Below are 18,253 nucleotides of genomic sequence, written 5' to 3' on the forward strand. Positions count from 1 at the left end.
GCGGGTCAGGTGAGGTCGCCGGAGAGGGCCGGGCCCGGGGCCCGGCCCTCTCCCGCCGGGAGGAACATGACCTGGGGTTCCAGGTACTCGGCCAGTGCCTCCGGGCCGCCCTCGCGGCCGATCCCGGATTCCTTGAAGCCGCCGAAGGGCGCGTCGGCGTCCAGGCGCAGCGTTCCGTTGACGAAGATCGATCCGGCTCGGATCCGGGTGCCGACGGCGGCGGCGCGCTCGGGGTCGGCGGCCCAGACCGAGCCGGACAGCCCGTACTCGGTGTCGTTGGCGATGGCGACCGCCTCCTCCTCGCCGTCGTAGGGGATGACCGTGAGCACCGGGCCGAAGATCTCCTCGCGGGCGATCCGCATGCCGTTGTGGACGCCCGTGAACACGGTCGGCTCGACGTACCAGCCGCGGTCGAACCCGGCGGGGACGCGCCCGCCGTGCACCAGCTCGGCGCCCTCGGCGATCCCGGAGGCGACGTAGCCGAGGACCCGATCGCGGTGCGTCCTCGTGATCATCGGGCCGAGCAGAGTGCGCGGGTCGGCGGGGTCGCCCACCGGGATGGCGCCGGCGGCGGCCGCGATCGCGCCGGCCAGCTCCTTCTCGCGGGCCCGCGGCACCAGGATCCGGCCCTGCACGATGCACGCCTCGCCGTTGTTGTTGATCAGCCCCATCGCGACCGCCCCGGCCGCGACGCGCTCGGCCGGGGCGTCGTCCAGCACGATCGTGGCGGCGTTGCCGCCCAGTTCGAGCGAGTAGCGCTTCATCCGCTCCGCGCAGACGGCGGCGATCCGCTTGCCGACGGCGGTGCTGCCGGTGAAGGTGACCTTGTCGACGCCGGGGTGGGCGACCAGCGCGGCGCCCGCCTCCCGCCCGCCGGGGACGAGGTTCAGCACGCCGGGCGGCAGCCGCGCCTCGTGCGCGGCCTCCGCGAGCAGGAAGGCGCTCAGCGGGGTCTCGGGAGACGGTTTGAGCACGACGGCGCAGCCGGCGGCCAGCGCCGGGCCGATCTTGGCGCAGGCGCCCAGCACCGGGATGTTCCACGGCACGATCGCGGCGACCACGCCGGACGGGAGCCGGCGCAGCCGGAACGGCGAGCGCGCGCCGGGACGATCCTCCTCGAAGGCGGTGGTCCTGACCAGCCGCGCGTAGTGGCGCAGGGCGGCGATCGCGGGGCGGGCGTGCGCGAGCTCGACGATGGTGATCGGCAGGCCGGTCTCCATCGTGATCGTTACGGCCAGTTCGCCGGCGCGGGCGGTGAGCGCGTCCGCCATGTCCTCCAGCGCGGCGGCGCGATCGTCCGGGGTCATGCGCGGCCAGGGGCCGGTGTCGAACGCGTCGCGGGCGGCGTCCACGGCCCGCTCCATGTCGGCGGGCGTGCCGTCGGGAACCCGCCCGACGGTGCGCTCGGTGGCGGGGTTCTCGACCTCGATGCGGCCGGGGCCGGTCGAGGGGACCCAGGTACCGCCGATGTACAGCTCGTCCCACGCGTGCACGGCGCTCTCCCTGAAGGGCGATGGGAGACCGAAGATACAAGCTGGACGGCCAACTAGTAAATATGCGGTCAGGCGTACACGTTCACACCCGCGTCGGCGCCGAACCGCTCCGGCTCCGCGCGCCCGGTCGCGACCAGCACGAACGTCACCGGGTCGCCGCGCAGCTCCGGCCCGCCCTCCCCGACGGGGTGGGTCCCCAGACCGTCCAGGACCAGCGTGACCGGACCCCAACCCTTGCGTTCGAGGGCCAGCCGCAGCCAGCGCACGGTGGCCTCCAGCCCCGGCCCGCGGTCCGGCGGCAGGCCGAGCGCGGCGCGGACGTCGTCGGCGTGCACGAACGTGTCCTGCCACAGGCTCAGCACGGCCTCGCCGACGCTGCGGTCGGCCAGCGGGCCCGGCAGCGACCAGACCTTGTCGTCGAGCCGCTCCAGCGCCTGCCGGACGCGCCCGGACGCCTCACGAAGGTCGCGCGCCGTCTCCGCCGGGCTTCCGCCGCCGTGTGCACGGGCCTGCTCGTCGGCGGTTCTGGTGCCGACGGCGCCCGCGAGGATGTCGGCCGCGCCGCCGAGGACGTGCCCGGCGACGTCGCGGACCCGCCAGCCGGTGCAGCGCGTGGCGGTCTCCCACTGGGCGGGGGTCAGCCCGTCCAGCAGGGCGGCGAGCGCGTCGTACTCGGCGATCGCCCCCTTGACGGTGGCCTCTCGGGGCGGGTTCTGCGTCGTGGTCATCCGCTCGCTCCGTTCATCAGCGCCGCCGGTCGGCGACGGCTCCAGTTGGCCGGACAGGTCGGGCCCCCCTCTGCGCATCGCCCCGCCCTTTCGTACCCGGAGTACGTCCCGGAACTTACATACATACAGAATGTATGTCAATGGGTGTGCGGAACCGCGGAACCACCTGGACAGAGAAAGAAGCAGGTCAGCCGGTGTGGGCGCAGCCGGAGACCCGGCCGGCGACGCCCGCGAGCATGGCCTCCAGCTGGGCGAGCGTGTCGCGCAGGACGGCGGGCGGGTCGTCCGCGCGCGCGATGTCCAGCGCGCTCTCGCACAGCCCCCCATAGAGCAGCGAGGTCAGCGGGGCCAGCGGGCGGTCGGGGATGCAGCCGGCCTCGATCGCGATGGCCAGCCCGGCGCGCAACTGCTCCTTGCAGCTCGCCTGGAGGTCGCGCAGGACGGTCCAGTCGAGCGCGACGGGCGCCTCGATGAGGGTGATCCGGCGCACCGCCGGATCGAGGGAGCTCTCCAGCATGGCCCGGGCCCCGGCCAGCAGCCCGTCCCACGGGTCCGGCTCGGCCAGGAACGCGCGCCGGACGATCGCGGCCAGCTCCTCCTGCTCGGCCGCGAACACCTCGCGGAAGATCTGCTCCTTGTTGTCGAAGTGGTGGTAGAACGCGCCCCGCGTCACGCCCGCGCGGTCGCAGATGGCGCCCAGCGAGGTGCCCGAGAACCCGCTCTCGACGAACAACTCCCGCGCCGCCGCGACCAGGGCCGCCGTGGTCGCCCTGGTGCGCTCCTGCTGGCTGCGCCGCGCCGCCGCCTTGGTGACCACCCGTTCATCCCCTCCCGGCCTGCCTGCACCGAGATTAAGCGACATCGCGCCCTGGCCGAAGCGGTGGACTCGCGCCCGTTGGGGACGCAGTGCGCGCGCTCTCCGTCCGTCATCCCGTGTACACGCGAACGTCGGCGGACGATCACCGGCGGTGCCCTAGGCTTTGCGTTCACCGGACCCTGGAGGATCCATGCTCACCAGGACATTGCACGCTCTTGCCAAGGGCCTGCTGGCGATCGTGGCGGCGCTGACGCCCGCGTCCGTGCCCGCCGTCGTCACCGTGGCGGCCGTCGGCTCGGCGGTCGTCCTCTCCGCGGCGGGCTGCGCCGTCGACGACGGCGACGATGACGGCGACGACGGGGACGACGGGGACGACGGGGACGACGACGACGGCGGGGACGACGACTGACACCCCCGCGTCAGCAGTAGAACCGCAGGTAGGCCTGGAGGTCGACCAGGGCCCGGGCGGAGCGTTCCCCGTCGCTCCGGTAGAGCACGACCTTGCCCTCCTTCCGCTCCACCCGTCACGCGCCCACGCTACCTTCGCCGCACCGCGCCGGCGGGTCCGGGACGGCGCGGCGGGCAGCGCCCCCCGGGCCGATGGCGACCACCGCTCCGGACATCCGGAACGCCCCCGAACGCGTGCCTGAAGTGCGTTTTTGACCGCGGAAGTGACACTATGCTGCGGGAAGAACGGGGAATTCATGGCGGGCGGGAGCAGGGGTGGCAGCGACGTCGCGGGGGCGTGGCAGACCGTTCCTGAGCCTGCTCCCGTTCCTGGTCATGGCCGTCGTCGCCGTCCTGGAGCTGCTCGAGGGCACCGGGACGGGCTACCTGCCGCTGCTGTCCCTGGGCCCGGCGTTCGCCAGCCTCAGCGGAGGGGTGCGGCGCGCGGCGGCGGTCGGCGCGCTGGCCCTGCTGCTGTGCGTCGGCCTGGCGGCGCACAACGACATCTTCGGCACCCGGCCGAACACCCTCACGTTCATCTCGATCACCGGGGTCACCGCCGCGGGCATGCTGGCCAGCGCGATCAGGGTGCGCAACGAGCGGGAGCTGGCCGACATCCGCACCGTCGCCGAGGCCGCCCAGCGGGTGCTGCTGCGTCCCGTGCCGCGCCGGGTGGGGCCGATCCACGCGGCCGTCCGCTACATCTCCGCCGCCGCCCGCGCCCGCATCGGCGGCGACCTGTACGAGGTCGTCACCACGCCCAAGGGCGTGCGGGTGATCGTCGGCGACGTCCAGGGCAAGGGGCTGGGGGCCGTCGAGACCGCCGCGGTCGTGCTGGGCGCGTTCCGGGAGGCCGCCTACGACGAGGAGGACCTGCACGGCGTCGCGGCCCGGCTGGAGAAGGCGCTCACCCGCCATCTCACCAGCGAGCAGTTCGTGACGGCGGTGCTGGCCGAGCTCGGCTCCGCCGACCGGATCCTGCTGATGAACTTCGGCCATCCGCCGCCGCTGCTCCTGCACGCCGACGGCCGCATCGAGGCCGCCGAGCCGCCCGACGTCGCCCCGCCGCTGGGCATGGCGTCGCTGGCCGGGCAGTGCCCCCCGGTGTACGAGGTGCCGTTCGCGCCCCGCGACCAGCTGCTCTTCTACACCGACGGGGTGATCGAGGCGCGCGACGGCAGGGGCGAGTTCTACCCGCTGGCCGAGCGGCTGGAGGTGCTGCGGGCCGCCGACCCCGAGAAGGCGCTGGACGACCTGCAGGCCGACCTGCTCCGCCACGTCGGCGCGCCGATCACCGACGACGCGGCGATGCTGCTGCTCCGCCGCCGCCACCACTGACCGCGGCCCGCCCGGACGGGCTCACGCGCGGTCGGCGAACCGCTCCACCTTCGCGATCGGACCGGCCACGATGATGACGTCCCCGTACTCCAGGATCGTGTCCGCCGAGGCGTAGGTGAAGTCCTCGCCGGGGCTCTTGACGCACACCACCGTCACCCCGTGCCGGCCGCGCAGCCGGGTGTCGCCCAGCGGGACGCCGACGATCTCCTTGGGCGGGCGGGTCTTGACCAGCGCGAAGTTGTCGTCCACCTCGACGTAGTCGAGCATCCGCCCGCTGACCAGGTGCGCGACCCGCTCCCCCATGTCGTGCTCGGGCAGCACGATGTGGTGGGCGCCGATTCGCTCCAGGATCCGGGCGTGCTGGTGGCTGATCGCCTTGGCCCAGATGTCGTCGATGCCCAGCTCGACCAGCAGCGACGTGCACAGGATGCTGGCCTCCAGGTCGCCGCCGATCGCCACGACCGCCCGGTAGAACTCGGCCACGCCCAGTTCCCGCAGCGTGTCGATGTCGGTGGCGTCGGCGGTGACGATGTGCGTCAGCCGCCCCGCCAGGCTCTGCACGATCTTGGGCCGTTCGTCGATGGCCAGCACCTCGGTGCCGCGCTGGACCAGTTCCAGCGCCAGCGAGGTGCCGAACCTGCCGAGCCCGACCACCACCACGGGGTCGTTCTGGATGTCAGCCAACGATGGGTCGCTCCTCCGGCAACTCGTGGCGGCGGGTCCGGTCCCGCAGCGCCAGCGCGGTCCCCAGGGTCAGGGGGCCGATCCTTCCGACGAACATCAGCGCCACCAGCAGCCCGTGGGCGGCGGGCGGCAGGTCGGCGGTGATGCCGGTCGACAGGCCCACGGTCGCGAACGCCGAGATCACCTCGAACAGCACCCGGTCCAGGGCGTGCCCGGTGAGGGCCATCATCGCGAAGGTGGCCGACACCACCAGCCCGACCGCCATCAGCGCGATCGCGACCGCCTGCCGCTGCGTCCCCTCGGGGACCCGGCGGCGTCCCACGTTCACCCGGGCCTCGCCGCGCAGCTCCGCCCAGACCACGTAGGCCAGCAGCCCGAAGGTGGTCACCTTGATCCCGCCCGCGGTCGCCGCGCTGCCGCCGCCGATGAACATCAGCACGTCGATGACCAGCCAGCTCTCCGGCCGCATCTGACCGATGTCGATGCTGTTGAATCCGCCGCTGCGCGGCATCACCGCGGCGAAGAACCCCGCCTGCAGCCGGGCCCCGCCCGACAGCGCGCCGAGCGTGCGGGGGTTGTTCCATTCGGTGAGGGTCAGCACGAGCGTCCCGGCGACCAGCAGGACCGCCGTCACACCCACCGTGATCCGGGTCAGCACCGTCCACTCCGCGGGCCTGCGCCACGACCTGGCCAGCTCGAACACCACCGGGAACCCCAGCCCGCCCACGATGACCGCCAGCGCGACCGGCAGGCAGATCCACGGGTCGGCGGCGAAGCGCACCAGGCTGTCGGGCCACACCGCGAACCCGGCGTTGTTGAACGCCGACACCGAGTGGAAGACGCCCCAGAACGCCGCGCGCCCGGGGGGCTGCCCGTAGGCGGTCGCGAACCGCACCGCCAGCACCACCGCCGCGACCGCCTCGCACACCAGGCTGAAGAGCACCACGTTGCGGACCAGCCGCCGCACGTCCGCCATCCGCAGCGTCTTGGTCTCGGCCTGCACCGCCAGCCGGGCGCGCAGCCCGAGCCGTCCCGACACCACCACGGCCAGCAGCGTGGCCAGCGTCATGATGCCCAGCCCGCCGATCTGGAACAGGCAGGCGATGATCACCAGGCCGAGGGTGGACCAGTGCGTGCCGGTGTCGACGGCCGCCAGCCCGGTGACGCACACGGCCGAGGTCGCGGTGAACAGCGCGTCCAGGAACCGCGCGGGCTCGCCCGACGCGGTCGCGGCCGGCAGCGACAGCAGCCCCGTCCCGATCAGGATCGCCGAGCAGAACCCGCTGACGACGACCTGCGCCGGATGGTGGAAGCGGCCGAGCGGGGAGAACGTCGTCCGGGCGCGCGGCCTCTTCGCCGCGCGCCGATGCATCACCACGTGACCGCGGCACCCCCTGGAACGCACGCCCGGCTATCCGGCCGGCCCGACCTCCCGCCCCACGGCAGAAAACCGTACAACAAGCGCGCTCATGCCAGTGCCCAACACACTGCACAACACCCTCAGAAACCCCGACATGTCGCGGGCGGGACGGCCTCGTGGGGTTCTGGGACGACGGTCAGGCCCAGATCCGGCCCGCCCTCCCATTCGAGGCTCACGGACGCGCCGGCGGCGCGCTCGACCAGTTTCAGCCGGACGGCGTAGACGGACAGCAGGAGGGCCTGCAGGGAGTCGACCCCGAAGGCGGCCTGGACGGTCTCGTCGCCCAGGCCGACGATCTGGTGGGGGCAGCACCAGTCGTCGTGGGCCGACAGGGGGTCGGGGTGCGGCCTGCCGAACTTCAGGATCACCGGCGTGCGGCGGCCGTCCTCGGCGACGGCCTCCACCCGCCGCTCGGCCACGACCTCGCCGAGCTCGTGCGTCGTCGTCATGCGTTCCCCTCGTCGCGGCTCCGGTGTGAAACCGACACTTTAGGGGCCGATCGCCCTTCGCGGTCCGGACCGGCGGCGCGCTGAACCGCGGGGGGCGCGGCGCGCGTACAGCCGGTGTCGCCGATACGGGCGTCATCAGGCTTCGCACGGGAGGACCTTCGGATTGTCTTTCTTCAGGCGCTGCGGTCACCGGTCCCAGGGCGGACGGCCGTGAGGAAGGAACTGACGGCGGACAGCCCGCTGGACCACGTCCCGGACGAGAACGTCGACGGGCCCGTCCCTTCCCCCGGAGAGACGCCCGCGGATGACGCGGCGGCGGACGATGTGGTCCCGGGTCGTCGTCTCGCGGGCGCGCGCCGCGCCGCGGGGTGGGCGGCCACCGCCCTGGCGGGCCTGCTCGTGCTGGGCGCGCTGCTGTTCCCGCACAAGGTCGGGCGCCTGACGCCGGGGGCGTTCGCGCGGGTCCCGGTCGAGGGGGTGCTGCTCGTCGCCCTGGTCGTCATCGTCCCGGCGCGGGCGCGACGGACGGTGGCGGTGCTCGCCGGCGCGGCCATCGGCGTGATGACGATCGTGAAGGTCGTCGACATGGGCTTCTACCAGGTGCTCGCGCGGCCGTTCGATCCGGTGCTGGACTGGGTGCTGATCGGCTCCGGCGTGGAGTTCCTGGACTCCTCGTTCGGGCGGGCCGGGGCGATCGCCGCCGTCATCGGGATCGTGCTGCTGGCGGCCGCGCTGCTCGTGCTCATGGCGTTGTCGGTGCTGCGCCTGGCCCGCCTCGTGGTCCGGTACAACGCCACGGCGACCGCCACCGTGGGGGTCGCCGGGACGGTCTGGATCGTCTGCGCCGCGCTCGGCGCGCAGGTCGTCCCGGGCGTGCCGGTCGCCGCCAGGAACACCGCCGGGCTCACCCTCGCCCACACCCGGCAGGTGCACGCGAGCCTGCTGGACCGGCGGGCGTTCGCCGAGCAGGCCGCCGTCGACGCCTTCCGCGGCACCGCGGGGGCGGACCTCCTGCGGGGCCTGCGCGGCAAGGACGTCCTGCTGGCCTTCGTCGAGAGCTACGGGCGCGACGCGGTCGAGGACCCGCTCTTCGCGCGGCAGGTCGGCGCGGTGCTCGACGACGGGACCCGGCGGCTGCGCGCCGCCGGGGTCGGCGCCCGGAGCGGGTGGCTCACCTCGCCGACCGCGGGCGGGAGCAGCTGGCTGGCGCACTCCACCCTGCTCTCCGGCCTCTGGATCGACAACCAGCAGCGCTACCGCAGCCTGGTCTCCAGCGACCGCCTGACCCTCAACCAGGCGTTCCGGCGGGCGAGCTGGCGGAGCGTCGCGGTCGTGCCGGGCGTCACCCGAGCCTGGCCCGAGGGCGACTTCTTCGGCTACGACCGGGTCTACGACGCCAACAACCTCGGCTACCGCGGGCCGCGCTTCAGCTTCGCGACCATGCCCGACCAGTACACCCTCGCGGCCTTCGAACGCCTCGAGCGGGAGAAGCCGGACCACGCCCCCGTCCTGGCGGAGATCCCGCTCGTCTCCAGCCACGCGCCGTGGGCGCCCCTGCCCCGGCTCATCGACTGGAAGGACGTCGGGGACGGCTCGGTCTACCACCCCATCGCGGCCGCGGGCGAGCGAAGGGCCGCCGTGTGGCGCGACCCCGCACGGATCCGCACCGAGTACCGGCGTTCCATCGAGTACACCCTCGGCACCCTCGTCTCCTACGTGGAGACGCACGGCGACGACGACCTCGTGCTCGTCTTCGTCGGGGACCACCAGCCGCTCCCGGTCGTCACCGGCGAGGGGGCCGGCCGGGACGTGCCGATCACGATCGTCGCCCGTGACAAGGCCGTCCTGGACCGGATCTCCGGGTGGGGCTGGCAGGACGGCCTGAAGCCCGGCCCTAACGTGCCCGTCTGGCCCATGCACGCCTTCCGCGACCGCTTCCTGACCGCGTTCAGCCGCTGACCCCGCCCCGCCTCCGCGCCGCGGTTGCGGCAGGATGTCATGATCGGATGATCGGAAGGACGCCCATCCGCGAAGCGGGAGAACGGAGCGCACTGAGGCGATGAACGACGCGCTATGGGCCGGAACGGTCGCGATCGGCGGGCATGACGGCGCCGAGCTGGAGGCGTACCTGGCACGGCCGCTCAACGACGAGCCGCGCGGCGGCGTGGTGGTGATCCACCACATGCCCGGCTACGACCCGGCCACCAAGGAGGTCGTCCGCCGCTTCGCCGCCGAGGGGTACGCGGCGATCTGCCCCAACCTCTACTCGCGCGAGGGCGCCGGCGTCAGTCCCGACGACCAGGCCGCGGCGGCGCGGGCCAAGGGCGGCGTGCCCGACGAGCAGGTCGTCGGCGACATCGCCGGGGCCGCCGCGCACCTCAACGGACTCGACCACGCCAACGGCAGGATCGGCGTGATCGGCTACTGCTCGGGCGGACGGCAGAGCTTCCTGGTCGCCTGCTCGCTGGACGGCATCGACGCCGCCGTCGACTGCTACGGCGCGTTCGTCGTGAACGACCCGCCCGAGGGCTTCCCGCTCAAGGCGACCCCGCTGATCTCCAGGGCGCCCGACCTGGCCTGCCCGCTGCTGGGGCTGTTCGGCGACGAGGACCAGTACCCGACCCCCGACGAGGTCGCGGCGCTGTCGGCCGAGCTGACCCGGCTGGGCAAGGAGCACGAGTTCCACAGCTACCCCGGCGCCGGGCACGCCTTCTTCCTGACGGACCGGCCGTCCTACCAGGCCAAGGCCGCCGTGGACGGCTGGAAGAAGATCTTCGCCTTCTACGGCCGCCACCTCGCGGCCTGACCGTCCCGTTCCTTCGTCCTGTCCCCGTCCTGAGATCTGGAGGGAACCTCCCGTGTGCACATACCTCACCGAGAAGGTGGAGCTCGACGGCGCGGCCAAGGGGGCGTCCGGCTGGTTCACGCTCACCGACGGAGCGGTCTACGTCGACCACCCGTACCACGCCTGCCACGAGCACACGGTGAACATCGACTTCACCAACCCGGGCGAGGGGCCGTCGGCGCGGGTCGCGGTCGAGCTGACCGAGGAGGCGGCGCTGGGCCTGATCGAGGCCATCCAGAAGGCCCTGGCCGCCGCGCCGCCCGGGCTCGCCTCGGCCGGTGGTCCCGCCCCCTCCGCTTCCGCCTGAGCGATCAGCGCTTGCGCGTGGCCTCGTCGAGGAGGAGGCCGAGCGCGATGCCGAGCATCCAGGCGTCCTTGGACATCGGGATGCCCTCCTGGGTGGGGCCGAGGCTGCCCGGCCGGCGCATCCCGGGCGTGCGCAGGTAGATGCCCAGCAGCCCGGAGGAGAACGCGGCCAGTCCGGCCGCGGCCAGCGCCGTCGGCACGGCGGGCAGCAGCAGCGCGGTGCCGAGGGCGATCTCCCCGCTGGACAGCATCCGGCCGAAGGTCCTGGGCTCGAGCTTCTTGAGGAACGGATAGGTGCCGGCGGCGATCTCCCGCAGGTGCGCCGCGGCCGCCTCGTCCAGGTCGCGTTTGGAGAGACCGGAGTCCAGGATGACCGCTCCGGCCGCCAGCCGCAGCGGCGCGTGCCGCAGTTTCATCGGAAAGCGCATGAGTACCTCGCGCGGTCGTGTGCGGTCTGCGTGACGACGCGGCCGCGGGCCGGGGATGGGCGAGCCCGCCACCGGAGGGTCCTCCGGTGCACGGCTCGCCCTTCTCCCCCCGGCCGCGGCCCGTACCGGCGCCGCGGCGCCGTGCTCAGGCGCCGCGGGCGCCCGCGGGCGGCGCGGTGAGCGCGTAGATGAGCAGGACGCACAGCGCGATGGTGAGCACCGACCACCACGGGAACGCCTGCAGGAAGGCCAGGTGCCCGATCGCGGACAGGGCGGCGAGCACCACCCCGGCGACGCGGGCCCACATCTGCCCGGCCATGATGCCCCCGCCCACCGCGATCTGGATGATGCCGACCACGAGCCAGATCCAGCCCCACGCGGTGTAGTTGAACACCATGATCTTGTCGTCGCCGACCAGGTAGTAGCTGCGGTTGAACAGGGCCACCAGGCCGTCGATGAAGTTGAAGGCGCCGACCACCAGGGCCACCGTGCCGGCGAACGCCAGCCACCCCGACGTCATGCGGCGCCCTTCCTCCCTCGCGGGAGCCGGGCCGTGAGCCGTACTGCCAGTCGTCATGGAACCTCCCCCATCGGCGATCCACGGTCGGACCACCGCGGATCCAACGTGCAGAAAGTCCCCATTCGAGGCCTAGCGCCAACCGCACCCGAAAACCATTTGGCGATGGCTTGATCCAAATCTAGGGAGGCGTTGGCCGGCGTCGGCGTGGCTTGCGGCGATGCGGGCGCCGACCGTGCCACGGCCGAATCCGGTGCGCCGATTCCGGCCGGAGTGCACAATTCGCTGCAGCACGGCGGCCAACGGAGCAAGGAGACGGCATGACCGACGAACTCGTCCGCGCGTCCAACGCCCTGACCGCGAAGTGGGCGCGGAGGGAGTCCTGGGGCGGGGCGGGCGGCGCGCTGTCGGGGGCCGGTGCGTGGCCGCTGCTGGCGCTGCTGGCCGCCGCCGCCCGCGAGCCGGGACGCGGCGAACTCCAGGAGGCCGTCGGGGTCGACGCCGCGGACGCGGACCGGCACGCCCGCGCACTGCTGGAGATCCTCGCCCGCAGCACCGCGGTCGAGGGCGCCCTGGGCGTGTGGGCGCGCGCCGGGCTCCCCCTGGAGCCGTGGTGGCTCGACGCCGTGCCCGGCGGCGCCCGCGGTGAGCTGAGCGGTGACCCGGCCGCCGATCAGGCGCGGCTGGACGCGTGGGTCGCCCGGAACACCGGCGGCCGGCTGACGCGGATGCCGGTGAGCGTGCCGCCGGACACGCAACTGGTGCTGGCCACCGCGCTGACCATCGAGACGCGCTGGCTGGAGCCGTTCAGCGACATCCCGTTCCGCCCGCAGCGGGGCCCCTGGTCGGGGCGGGACCGGGAGGCGGCCGGGCTGGCGCGCCAGACCGAGGACCTCGACCAGCTCGTCCTGGCGCGGACCCCGGCGGGACCGGTGACCCTGCTGACCGTGCAGGGCGGGAACGACGTCGACGTGCACCTGTGCCTGGGCGAGGCAGCGCGCCCGGCCGGCGAGGTGCTCGCCGCCGCGGTGGAGGCGGTCGGCGGCCTGCACCCGGTCCTGCGCGGCACGCTGCTGGCACGTCCGGACGCCGATCCGGCGCCCGGGGTGACGCTGCACAAGATCGCGGCCTTCGACGCGCAGCCCACGCTGAGCGTGACCACCGCGCGGTTCGACGTCACCGCCGAGCACGACCTGATGGCCCGCGCCGAGCTGTTCGGGCTGGCCACCGTCTCCACCCACGACCCGGCCGGCCACTTCCCCGGGATCAGCAGGGAACCGCTGGCGCTCGGCCAGGCCGCCCAGGACGTCACCGCCACCTTCAGCGCCGAGGGGTTCACCGCGGCGGCGGTCACCGCGATGACCGTGCTGGCCACGGGGGCGCCGCTGAACGAGGCGTACATGCTGCACGCGGCGTTCGACCGGCCCTTCGGCTTCCTCGCCCGCCACCGTCCCAGCGGCCTCGTGCTGCTGGCCGGGTGGGTCGCCGAGCCCCAGGACTGGCCCGAGGGAGTCCCCACGAGCCCCTGGTGACGCACCGTCCCGGTCACGCCGGGGCGGCTTCGAGCATGGCGGGCTCGCGCAGGGGCCGGACGAGCAGCCAGCCGAGGACGGGCAGTGCGATCAGCGGCGCGAGGGCGGTCTGCAGGGACGTGACGTCGGCGACGGCGCCGATGAACGGGCTGGCGATGCCGCCGATGCTGACCGTCAGGCCCAGCGTGACCCCGCCCGCGACGCCCACGCGCCGCGGCAGGTAGTCCTGGCCGAGGGTGACGTGGAGGGAGAACGGCACGTACAGGCCGGCCGACGTGAGGGCGACGAACGCGTACAGCGCGGGTCCCGGGACGAGCACCACGCCCGCCACGGCGAGGACGGTGAGGGCGTAGGACCACCGGACGACGGAAAGGCGGCCGTGACGGGTGGCGAGCGCGCCACCCGTCACGGTCCCCACCGCCCCGCCGAGGTAGAGCACGAACAGCGCGGCCGTGCCGGACGCCGCGCCGCCGCCGGTGCGCTCCCGGACGTACAGGGAGATGAACGCGCTGAGCCCGACGAAGACGATCGAACGGCAGACGATGGCGCCGGACAGCCTGGCGAACGACGGCCAGTCGTCCATGGCGCCCGCGCGGCTCACCCGGACCGCTCCCGGCTCCGCGGCGGCGGAGGCCGCGACGCCCCGCAGCGCGGCCGCGCACAGGACCGCGCCCGCCAGTGCCGGGACGATCAGCAGCGGGGAGGCGCGCAGGCCGCCCGTGGCGATGACGGCGGCGACCATCGGCGGCGCTGCGGCGAAGCCGAGGTTGCCGCCGAGGGAGAACCAGCCCATCGCGGTGTGGCTGCCGCGGCTGGCGTCGCGCGCCACGCGCGCGGCCTCCGGGTGGTACGCGGCGACGCCGATCCCGGAGATCGCGATGACCGCGAGGGTGAGGGCGTAGGAGCCGCTGACGCCGGCGAGCGCGACCCCCGCGCCGCCCGCGAGGGTGCTCACCGGCAGCAGCCACGGCATGGCCCACCTGTCGGTCAGGGCTCCGAACATCGGCTGCACCACCGACGACAGCAGGGACGCGGCCAGCACGACGCCGGAGGCGGCGGCGTAGGTGTAGGCGCGCTCGGTGACGAGGAACGGCACCAGGGCGGCCACCGCGCCCTGGTAGACGTCCACGCAGCCGTGTCCCAGGGACAGCAGCGTGATGGGGCCGGTGCGCGCGTCGCTGTTGGTTGCCACCCGCCCATCGTCGGTACGGAGCGGCCCGGCGCGCTTCCGATAAAATGCCAATGTATGCCGATTATTCGCCACACTCCCGAGGCGCCCACCCGCACCCGGACGCTGGCCCCCGGCGAGAGCATCGACGCGCACCGCCACGACGACCACCAGATCGTCTACGCGGGCTCGGGCGTCGTGGCGGTCACCACCGACGCCGGGACCTGGTTCGCCCCCGGCACCCGGGCCATCTGGGTCCCGGCCGGGTGCGTCCACGCGCATCGCGCCCACGGCCACCTCGCCCTGCACCTGCTCGGCCTGCCCGCCGGTACCAATCCCCTCGCCCTGGACGCGCCCGCCGTGCTGGCCGTGAGCCCGCTGCTGCGCGAGCTGATCCTCGCCTGCACCCGCGCTCCGTACGGCGACTCCCCCGAACGGCTGCGGCTGCGCGCGGTGCTCCTCGACCAGTTGCGGGCCTCGCCGCAGCAGCCCGTTCACCTGCCCGCGCCCTCCGACCCGCGCCTCGCGGCGGTCTGCGAACTCCTGCATCGCGACCCGGCCGATCCGCTTTCGCTGGCGGCCCTGGCGACGGCGACGGGCGCCAGTGAACGCACCCTCAGCCGCCTGTTCCGCCACGATCTGGGCATGACGTTCCCGCAGTGGCGCACCCAGCTGCGCCTGTACCACGCGCTGCGCATGCTGGCCGACGGCATGCCGGTGACCGCGGTCGCCCACCGGTGCGGCTGGTCCTCGGCGAGCGCGTTCATCGACGTGTTCCGCCGCGCGTTCGGCTACACCCCCGGCGCCCACAACCGCCGCCCCTGAGACCGGCGGTGCGGGCTATCAGTGGGGCACTTCCTCGCCGTCCCCGTCGGAGGCGGCGGCGGTCTCACCGGTCAGATGCCGCAGCGTGCCGGTCAGGTCCAGCAGCCGGTCCAGCCGGGCGCTGCGAGCGGTCAGCCGGAGGCGGACCGAGCGCGCGGACGCGCGGCGGTGCGCCATGAGCAGGGCCGCGAGCCCGGACGAGTCGCACAGGCCCAGCCCCGAGCAGTTCAGGTCCAGAGCGTCCAGCCCGGGGTGTTCGGCCAGGGCCTCGTCGACGGCGGCCACCAGGACGCCCGCGGTGGCGTAGTCCAGTTCGCCGTGGATCTCGACCCGCAGCGTGCGCCCGCCGGCCGTGCCGGTGACCAGGCGCAGCGGGATGTCGGGAACGGGGGCGGTCATGCGGTCCTTCCTTGCCTCAGGACGCCTCCAGCACGGCGGCGTGGCCGCGGGCGAGCAGGTCCCGTGCGCGGGGGTAGTCGGTGAGCCGCTCGGCGAGCAGGTCCAGGGCGGGCAGCAGGCTGCGCGCCGGGACGCCGCGGGCGTCGAGGATGGCGGCGGTCCAGGCCGCGAACCCGGTGAACAGGTCGGGATCGTCCACGTACAGGGCGGTGCCGAGGAAGTCGACGATGTGGGCGACGTCCTCCGCGGTGTGGCGCAGCTGCTGCTCGGTGTAGCCGGCCATCGCCGGGAAGCGGGACCGCAGCGCGTCCATCACGTGCCGGACCAGCTTCGGGGCCGTCCGGCTGATGTGCGTGAACTCCTGGTCGGCCAGGTGCGGCAGGTCGTCGATGGCCTGGTGCAGGGGCGGCGGCTTGGGCGGCGGCTCGTCCGCCAGCCGGTCGGCCGCGACGCGGGCGTCGGGCGCCCAGACGTCCGCGCCCAGCAGGGTGGCGTAGCGGCCGCCGGGGCCGAACGCGGCGCCGCCCACCAGGACGGGCGTGCCGGTCGCCTGGCAGGCCGTGATGGCGGCGTGCGCCGCGGGCAGCCGCGGCGCCAGCGACGACGACAGCGCCACCACCGCCGGGCCGGAGCGGTGCAGGTGGGCGATGAGGTGCGGGGTCGGCACCTGGGCGCCGAGGAAGTCCACCTGCCAGCCGCGCAGCCGCAGCACCTCGGCCACGAGCCGGGCGGGCAGGGCGTGCCACTCGCCGTCGATGCACGCCACCGCGATCCGGCCGGGACGCTCCCCGGCCCGCTCGTCCAGGCGTTCCCGCACGGCCGGGTGATGCGCCAGGGCGCCGATCACGCGTTCGCTGACGGCGGTGGCGGTGTGCTCCTGCGCCACGGTGAACCGGTTGGCCGCCCACTCCCGGCCCACGCGGGCCTGCAGCGGCGCGATGACGTCGAGCAGCAGGTCCTCGACGTCCAGGCCGGCGTCCAGCGCCGCGGTCGCGGTGTCGGCGGCGGCGTACTCGTCGCCGCCGGTGACGGCCGCCCAGAGCCGCTCCGACCAGGCGTCCGGCCCGGCCGGCCGATCCGTTCGCTCGGTCACCCGCGTCATGCGGTGAACCTTCCGGGTCCCTGCCCCCCGACGGCGCTCAGGTGGACGCGCCGGGGAGCGGTCAGCGCGACCATCGCCATGTCGTCGTGCCCGCCGGACCGCACCCACTCGGCGGCGAGCATGTGCACCCGCTCCACCAGCGCCTCGGGGGGCATCCCGCCGCACTGGACCAGTTCGGCGTGCAGCCGCTCGTCCCCGAACATCTCGTCGCCGAGCGGCCCGCCGACGGCCTCGGTGATGCCGTCGGTGTAGAGCAGGCAGGTGTCGCCGGGCCGCAGCGAGACGGTCGCCGTGGTGGAGGTGATCTCCTCCAGCACGCCGATCAGCGAGCCCCCGGTCGGCGCCTTCTCGACGGCGCCCCCGGCCCGGACGATCAGCGGGGCGCTGTGGCCCGCGCTGGTGAGCCGCATCCGGACCTCCGCGCCCCGCCGCCGGACCGAGGCCAGCACCAGCGTCACGAACCGGGTGGTGTCGCTGTTCAGCAGCGTTCCGTTCAGCAGTTCGAGCACGCGCTGGTGGTCGCCGGCCATCGGCAGCAGGGCGTGCAGCGTGTTGCGGATCTTGCCGGTCAGCACCGCGGCCTCCAGGCCCTTGCCGCACACGTCGCCCAGGACCACCAGCGACTCGGCGCCGGGGTCCTGCGGGTCGGCGGGGTACAGGTCGTAGAAGTCGCCTCCGACGCGTTCGCCGTCGCCGGACGGCCGGTAGCGCGCCGCCAGCTCCACGCCGCCCAGTTCCCGCGCCCGCGGCGGCAGCAGCTCGCGCATCAGCGTCTCGGTGATGGAGGCCTGCTCGGCGTACAGCCGGGCCGCCGACATCGCCGCGCCCGCCCGCGCCGCGAAGAGCCGGGCGAACACCTCCTCGCCGTCGGAGAAGGCCTCCTGGCCGTGCCGGCGCAGCAGCACCAGCGCCCCCGCCGGGACGCCGTGGCCGGGCAGCGCCGTCACCACCATCGCGCCGGGCTCGCCCACGCCCTGGCGCGCGATCCAGTCCGGGGCGGCGGACGGGTCGATCCAGCGCGACGGCACCGGGGGGAAGCCCTTCATCGCCTCGTCCAGGCCGGGCACCTCCGCGGGGTCGACGACCAGCTCCCGGTGGTCGAACCGGTCGCCGGGGCCGCAGTAGGAGATGGGATGGGCGCGCCCGGACGCCGGTGCGATGACCAGGGCCGCGTCGGCCAGGTGCCGCGCGGCCAGCCGCACGGTCACCTCCATGCAACGTTCCAAATTGAGCGACGCCAGCAACCGGCTGGACGCCTCGGCCAGGAACGCCGTCCGCCGCCGCTCGGTCGCGAGCTCGTCGGCCAGCCGGCGCCGCTCGGTGACGTCGATCAGCCACCACGTGGTGGACGCCGCGCCGCCCGGCACGCCGAGCGCCGGCATCGGGTGGGCCTCGTACACCGCCTCGCCGATCGGCCCCCGCGCGACGGACCCGGTCCCGGACGCCTCCGCCCCTCCGGCCTCCGCCCCTCCGGACTCCGCCCGGCCGGACGCGCCGCGGCGACCGCCGAGCGACCGGTGGGCCTCGGCGAGCCAGCGGGGTACGGCGTCGGCCAGCAGGACGCCGGGCGACGCCCCGAGCAGCAGGCGCGCCGCGTCGTTGAGCTGCGCGACGGATCCGGCCGCGTCCACGACCACCGCCGCGTACGCCGCTCGCCGCGGCACCGGTTCGAGGACATCATGAGGACCGTTCGTGCCCTGAGTGGGTTCCATGCGCGTGAGCCTGCGGTGGGACTCTCCTTCCCTGAAGCCGACC

At 74.3% G+C, this 18,253-nt stretch carries 19 protein-coding genes; 7 read left to right on the forward strand and 12 right to left on the reverse strand.

The window, feature by feature from the left end; genetic code table 11:
• Positions 1–5: 5 nt before the first annotated feature.
• From ACZ466_RS54450 to ACZ466_RS54460, 3 genes are all read right to left on the reverse strand, one after another.
• Positions 6–1,493, reverse strand: a complete 1,488-nt coding sequence (locus tag ACZ466_RS54450; protein WP_378282001.1) for an aldehyde dehydrogenase — start codon at positions 1,491–1,493, stop codon at positions 6–8.
• Between the two features lie 68 nt (positions 1,494–1,561).
• Entirely contained in the window at positions 1,562–2,221 is a 660-nt protein-coding gene (locus tag ACZ466_RS54455; RefSeq protein WP_378282000.1) for a maleylpyruvate isomerase family mycothiol-dependent enzyme, read from the reverse strand.
• A gap of 187 nt (positions 2,222–2,408) precedes the next feature.
• Positions 2,409–3,038, reverse strand: a complete 630-nt coding sequence (locus ACZ466_RS54460) for a TetR/AcrR family transcriptional regulator (RefSeq protein ID WP_378281999.1) — start codon at positions 3,036–3,038, stop codon at positions 2,409–2,411.
• A 190-nt stretch (positions 3,039–3,228) separates the two neighbouring features.
• Between ACZ466_RS54460 and ACZ466_RS54465 the strand changes: the two genes are divergently transcribed.
• Both ACZ466_RS54465 and ACZ466_RS54470 read left to right on the forward strand, forming a co-directional pair.
• The gene (locus ACZ466_RS54465; protein WP_378281998.1) at positions 3,229–3,447 is read left to right on the forward strand and encodes a hypothetical protein; all 219 of its coding nucleotides are present in this window, start codon (positions 3,229–3,231) and stop codon (positions 3,445–3,447) included.
• 314 nt (positions 3,448–3,761) lie between these two features.
• Positions 3,762–4,823, forward strand: a complete 1,062-nt coding sequence (locus ACZ466_RS54470) for a PP2C family protein-serine/threonine phosphatase (RefSeq protein WP_378281997.1) — start codon at positions 3,762–3,764, stop codon at positions 4,821–4,823.
• A 21-nt stretch (positions 4,824–4,844) separates the two neighbouring features.
• Here the strand turns inward: ACZ466_RS54470 and ACZ466_RS54475 are convergent, their stop codons facing one another.
• The 3 genes from ACZ466_RS54475 to ACZ466_RS54485 form a co-directional block, all read right to left on the reverse strand.
• Entirely contained in the window at positions 4,845–5,507 is a 663-nt protein-coding gene (locus tag ACZ466_RS54475) for a potassium channel family protein (protein WP_378281996.1), read from the reverse strand.
• Positions 5,500–6,879 carry a TrkH family potassium uptake protein gene (locus ACZ466_RS54480; protein ID WP_378282019.1) on the reverse strand — a complete coding sequence of 460 codons (1,380 nt, stop codon included), beginning with the start codon at positions 6,877–6,879 and terminating at the stop codon, positions 5,500–5,502. The genes ACZ466_RS54475 and ACZ466_RS54480 overlap by 8 nt, the downstream gene beginning before the upstream one ends.
• A 128-nt stretch (positions 6,880–7,007) precedes the next feature.
• Positions 7,008–7,376, reverse strand: a complete 369-nt coding sequence (locus ACZ466_RS54485) for a DUF6968 family protein (RefSeq protein ID WP_378281995.1) — start codon at positions 7,374–7,376, stop codon at positions 7,008–7,010.
• 210 nt (positions 7,377–7,586) lie between these two features.
• Here ACZ466_RS54485 and ACZ466_RS54490 point away from each other — a divergent pair, with 210 nt between their 5' ends.
• From ACZ466_RS54490 to ACZ466_RS54500, 3 genes are all read left to right on the forward strand, one after another.
• Positions 7,587–9,335 (forward strand): alkaline phosphatase family protein, encoded by a 1,749-nt coding sequence (locus ACZ466_RS54490; RefSeq protein ID WP_378281994.1) that lies wholly within the window; start codon positions 7,587–7,589, stop codon positions 9,333–9,335.
• A gap of 100 nt (positions 9,336–9,435) precedes the next feature.
• Entirely contained in the window at positions 9,436–10,182 is a 747-nt protein-coding gene (locus ACZ466_RS54495; RefSeq protein ID WP_378281993.1) for a dienelactone hydrolase family protein, read from the forward strand.
• A 52-nt stretch (positions 10,183–10,234) separates the two neighbouring features.
• Positions 10,235–10,528 carry a DUF6295 family protein gene (locus ACZ466_RS54500; RefSeq protein ID WP_378281992.1) on the forward strand — a complete coding sequence of 98 codons (294 nt, stop codon included), beginning with the start codon at positions 10,235–10,237 and terminating at the stop codon, positions 10,526–10,528.
• Between the two features lie 4 nt (positions 10,529–10,532).
• Here ACZ466_RS54500 and ACZ466_RS54505 read toward each other — a convergent pair whose 3' ends face one another.
• Together ACZ466_RS54505 and ACZ466_RS54510 are read right to left on the reverse strand one after the other, a co-directional pair.
• Positions 10,533–10,943 (reverse strand): hypothetical protein, encoded by a 411-nt coding sequence (locus ACZ466_RS54505; protein WP_378281991.1) that lies wholly within the window; start codon positions 10,941–10,943, stop codon positions 10,533–10,535.
• A 157-nt stretch (positions 10,944–11,100) separates the two neighbouring features.
• Positions 11,101–11,475, reverse strand: a complete 375-nt coding sequence (locus ACZ466_RS54510; protein WP_378281990.1) for a DUF7144 family membrane protein — start codon at positions 11,473–11,475, stop codon at positions 11,101–11,103.
• 317 nt (positions 11,476–11,792) lie between these two features.
• On the opposite strand from ACZ466_RS54510, the gene ACZ466_RS54515 reads away from it, so the two are divergent.
• The gene (locus tag ACZ466_RS54515; RefSeq protein WP_378281989.1) at positions 11,793–13,004 is read left to right on the forward strand and encodes a serpin family protein; all 1,212 of its coding nucleotides are present in this window, start codon (positions 11,793–11,795) and stop codon (positions 13,002–13,004) included.
• Positions 13,005–13,017: 13 nt separating this feature from the next.
• On the opposite strand, the gene ACZ466_RS54520 is transcribed toward ACZ466_RS54515, so the two are convergent.
• Complete coding sequence (locus ACZ466_RS54520; protein WP_378281988.1) at positions 13,018–14,196, reverse strand: MFS transporter; 1,179 nt, start codon at positions 14,194–14,196, stop codon at positions 13,018–13,020.
• 54 nt (positions 14,197–14,250) lie between these two features.
• On the opposite strand from ACZ466_RS54520, the gene ACZ466_RS54525 reads away from it, so the two are divergent.
• Positions 14,251–14,997, forward strand: a complete 747-nt coding sequence (locus tag ACZ466_RS54525; RefSeq protein ID WP_378281987.1) for an AraC family transcriptional regulator — start codon at positions 14,251–14,253, stop codon at positions 14,995–14,997.
• A gap of 18 nt (positions 14,998–15,015) precedes the next feature.
• On the opposite strand, the gene ACZ466_RS54530 is transcribed toward ACZ466_RS54525, so the two are convergent.
• From ACZ466_RS54530 to ACZ466_RS54540, 3 genes are read right to left on the reverse strand one after another with little or no spacing between them, the layout of a single operon-like run.
• Positions 15,016–15,396, reverse strand: coding sequence for an STAS domain-containing protein (locus ACZ466_RS54530; RefSeq protein WP_378281986.1), 381 nt, complete (start codon positions 15,394–15,396; stop codon positions 15,016–15,018).
• Between the two features lie 16 nt (positions 15,397–15,412).
• Positions 15,413–16,498: a cobalamin B12-binding domain-containing protein gene (locus ACZ466_RS54535; protein WP_378281985.1), complete on the reverse strand. Its 1,086-nt coding sequence runs from the start codon at positions 16,496–16,498 to the stop codon at positions 15,413–15,415.
• Complete coding sequence (locus ACZ466_RS54540; RefSeq protein ID WP_378281984.1) at positions 16,495–18,210, reverse strand: PP2C family protein-serine/threonine phosphatase; 1,716 nt, start codon at positions 18,208–18,210, stop codon at positions 16,495–16,497. Before ACZ466_RS54540 ends, ACZ466_RS54535 begins: the two co-directional genes overlap by 4 nt.
• Between the last annotated feature and the right edge of the window lie 43 nt (positions 18,211–18,253).

The sequence above is a fragment of the Actinomadura rugatobispora genome (assembly GCF_055379765.1).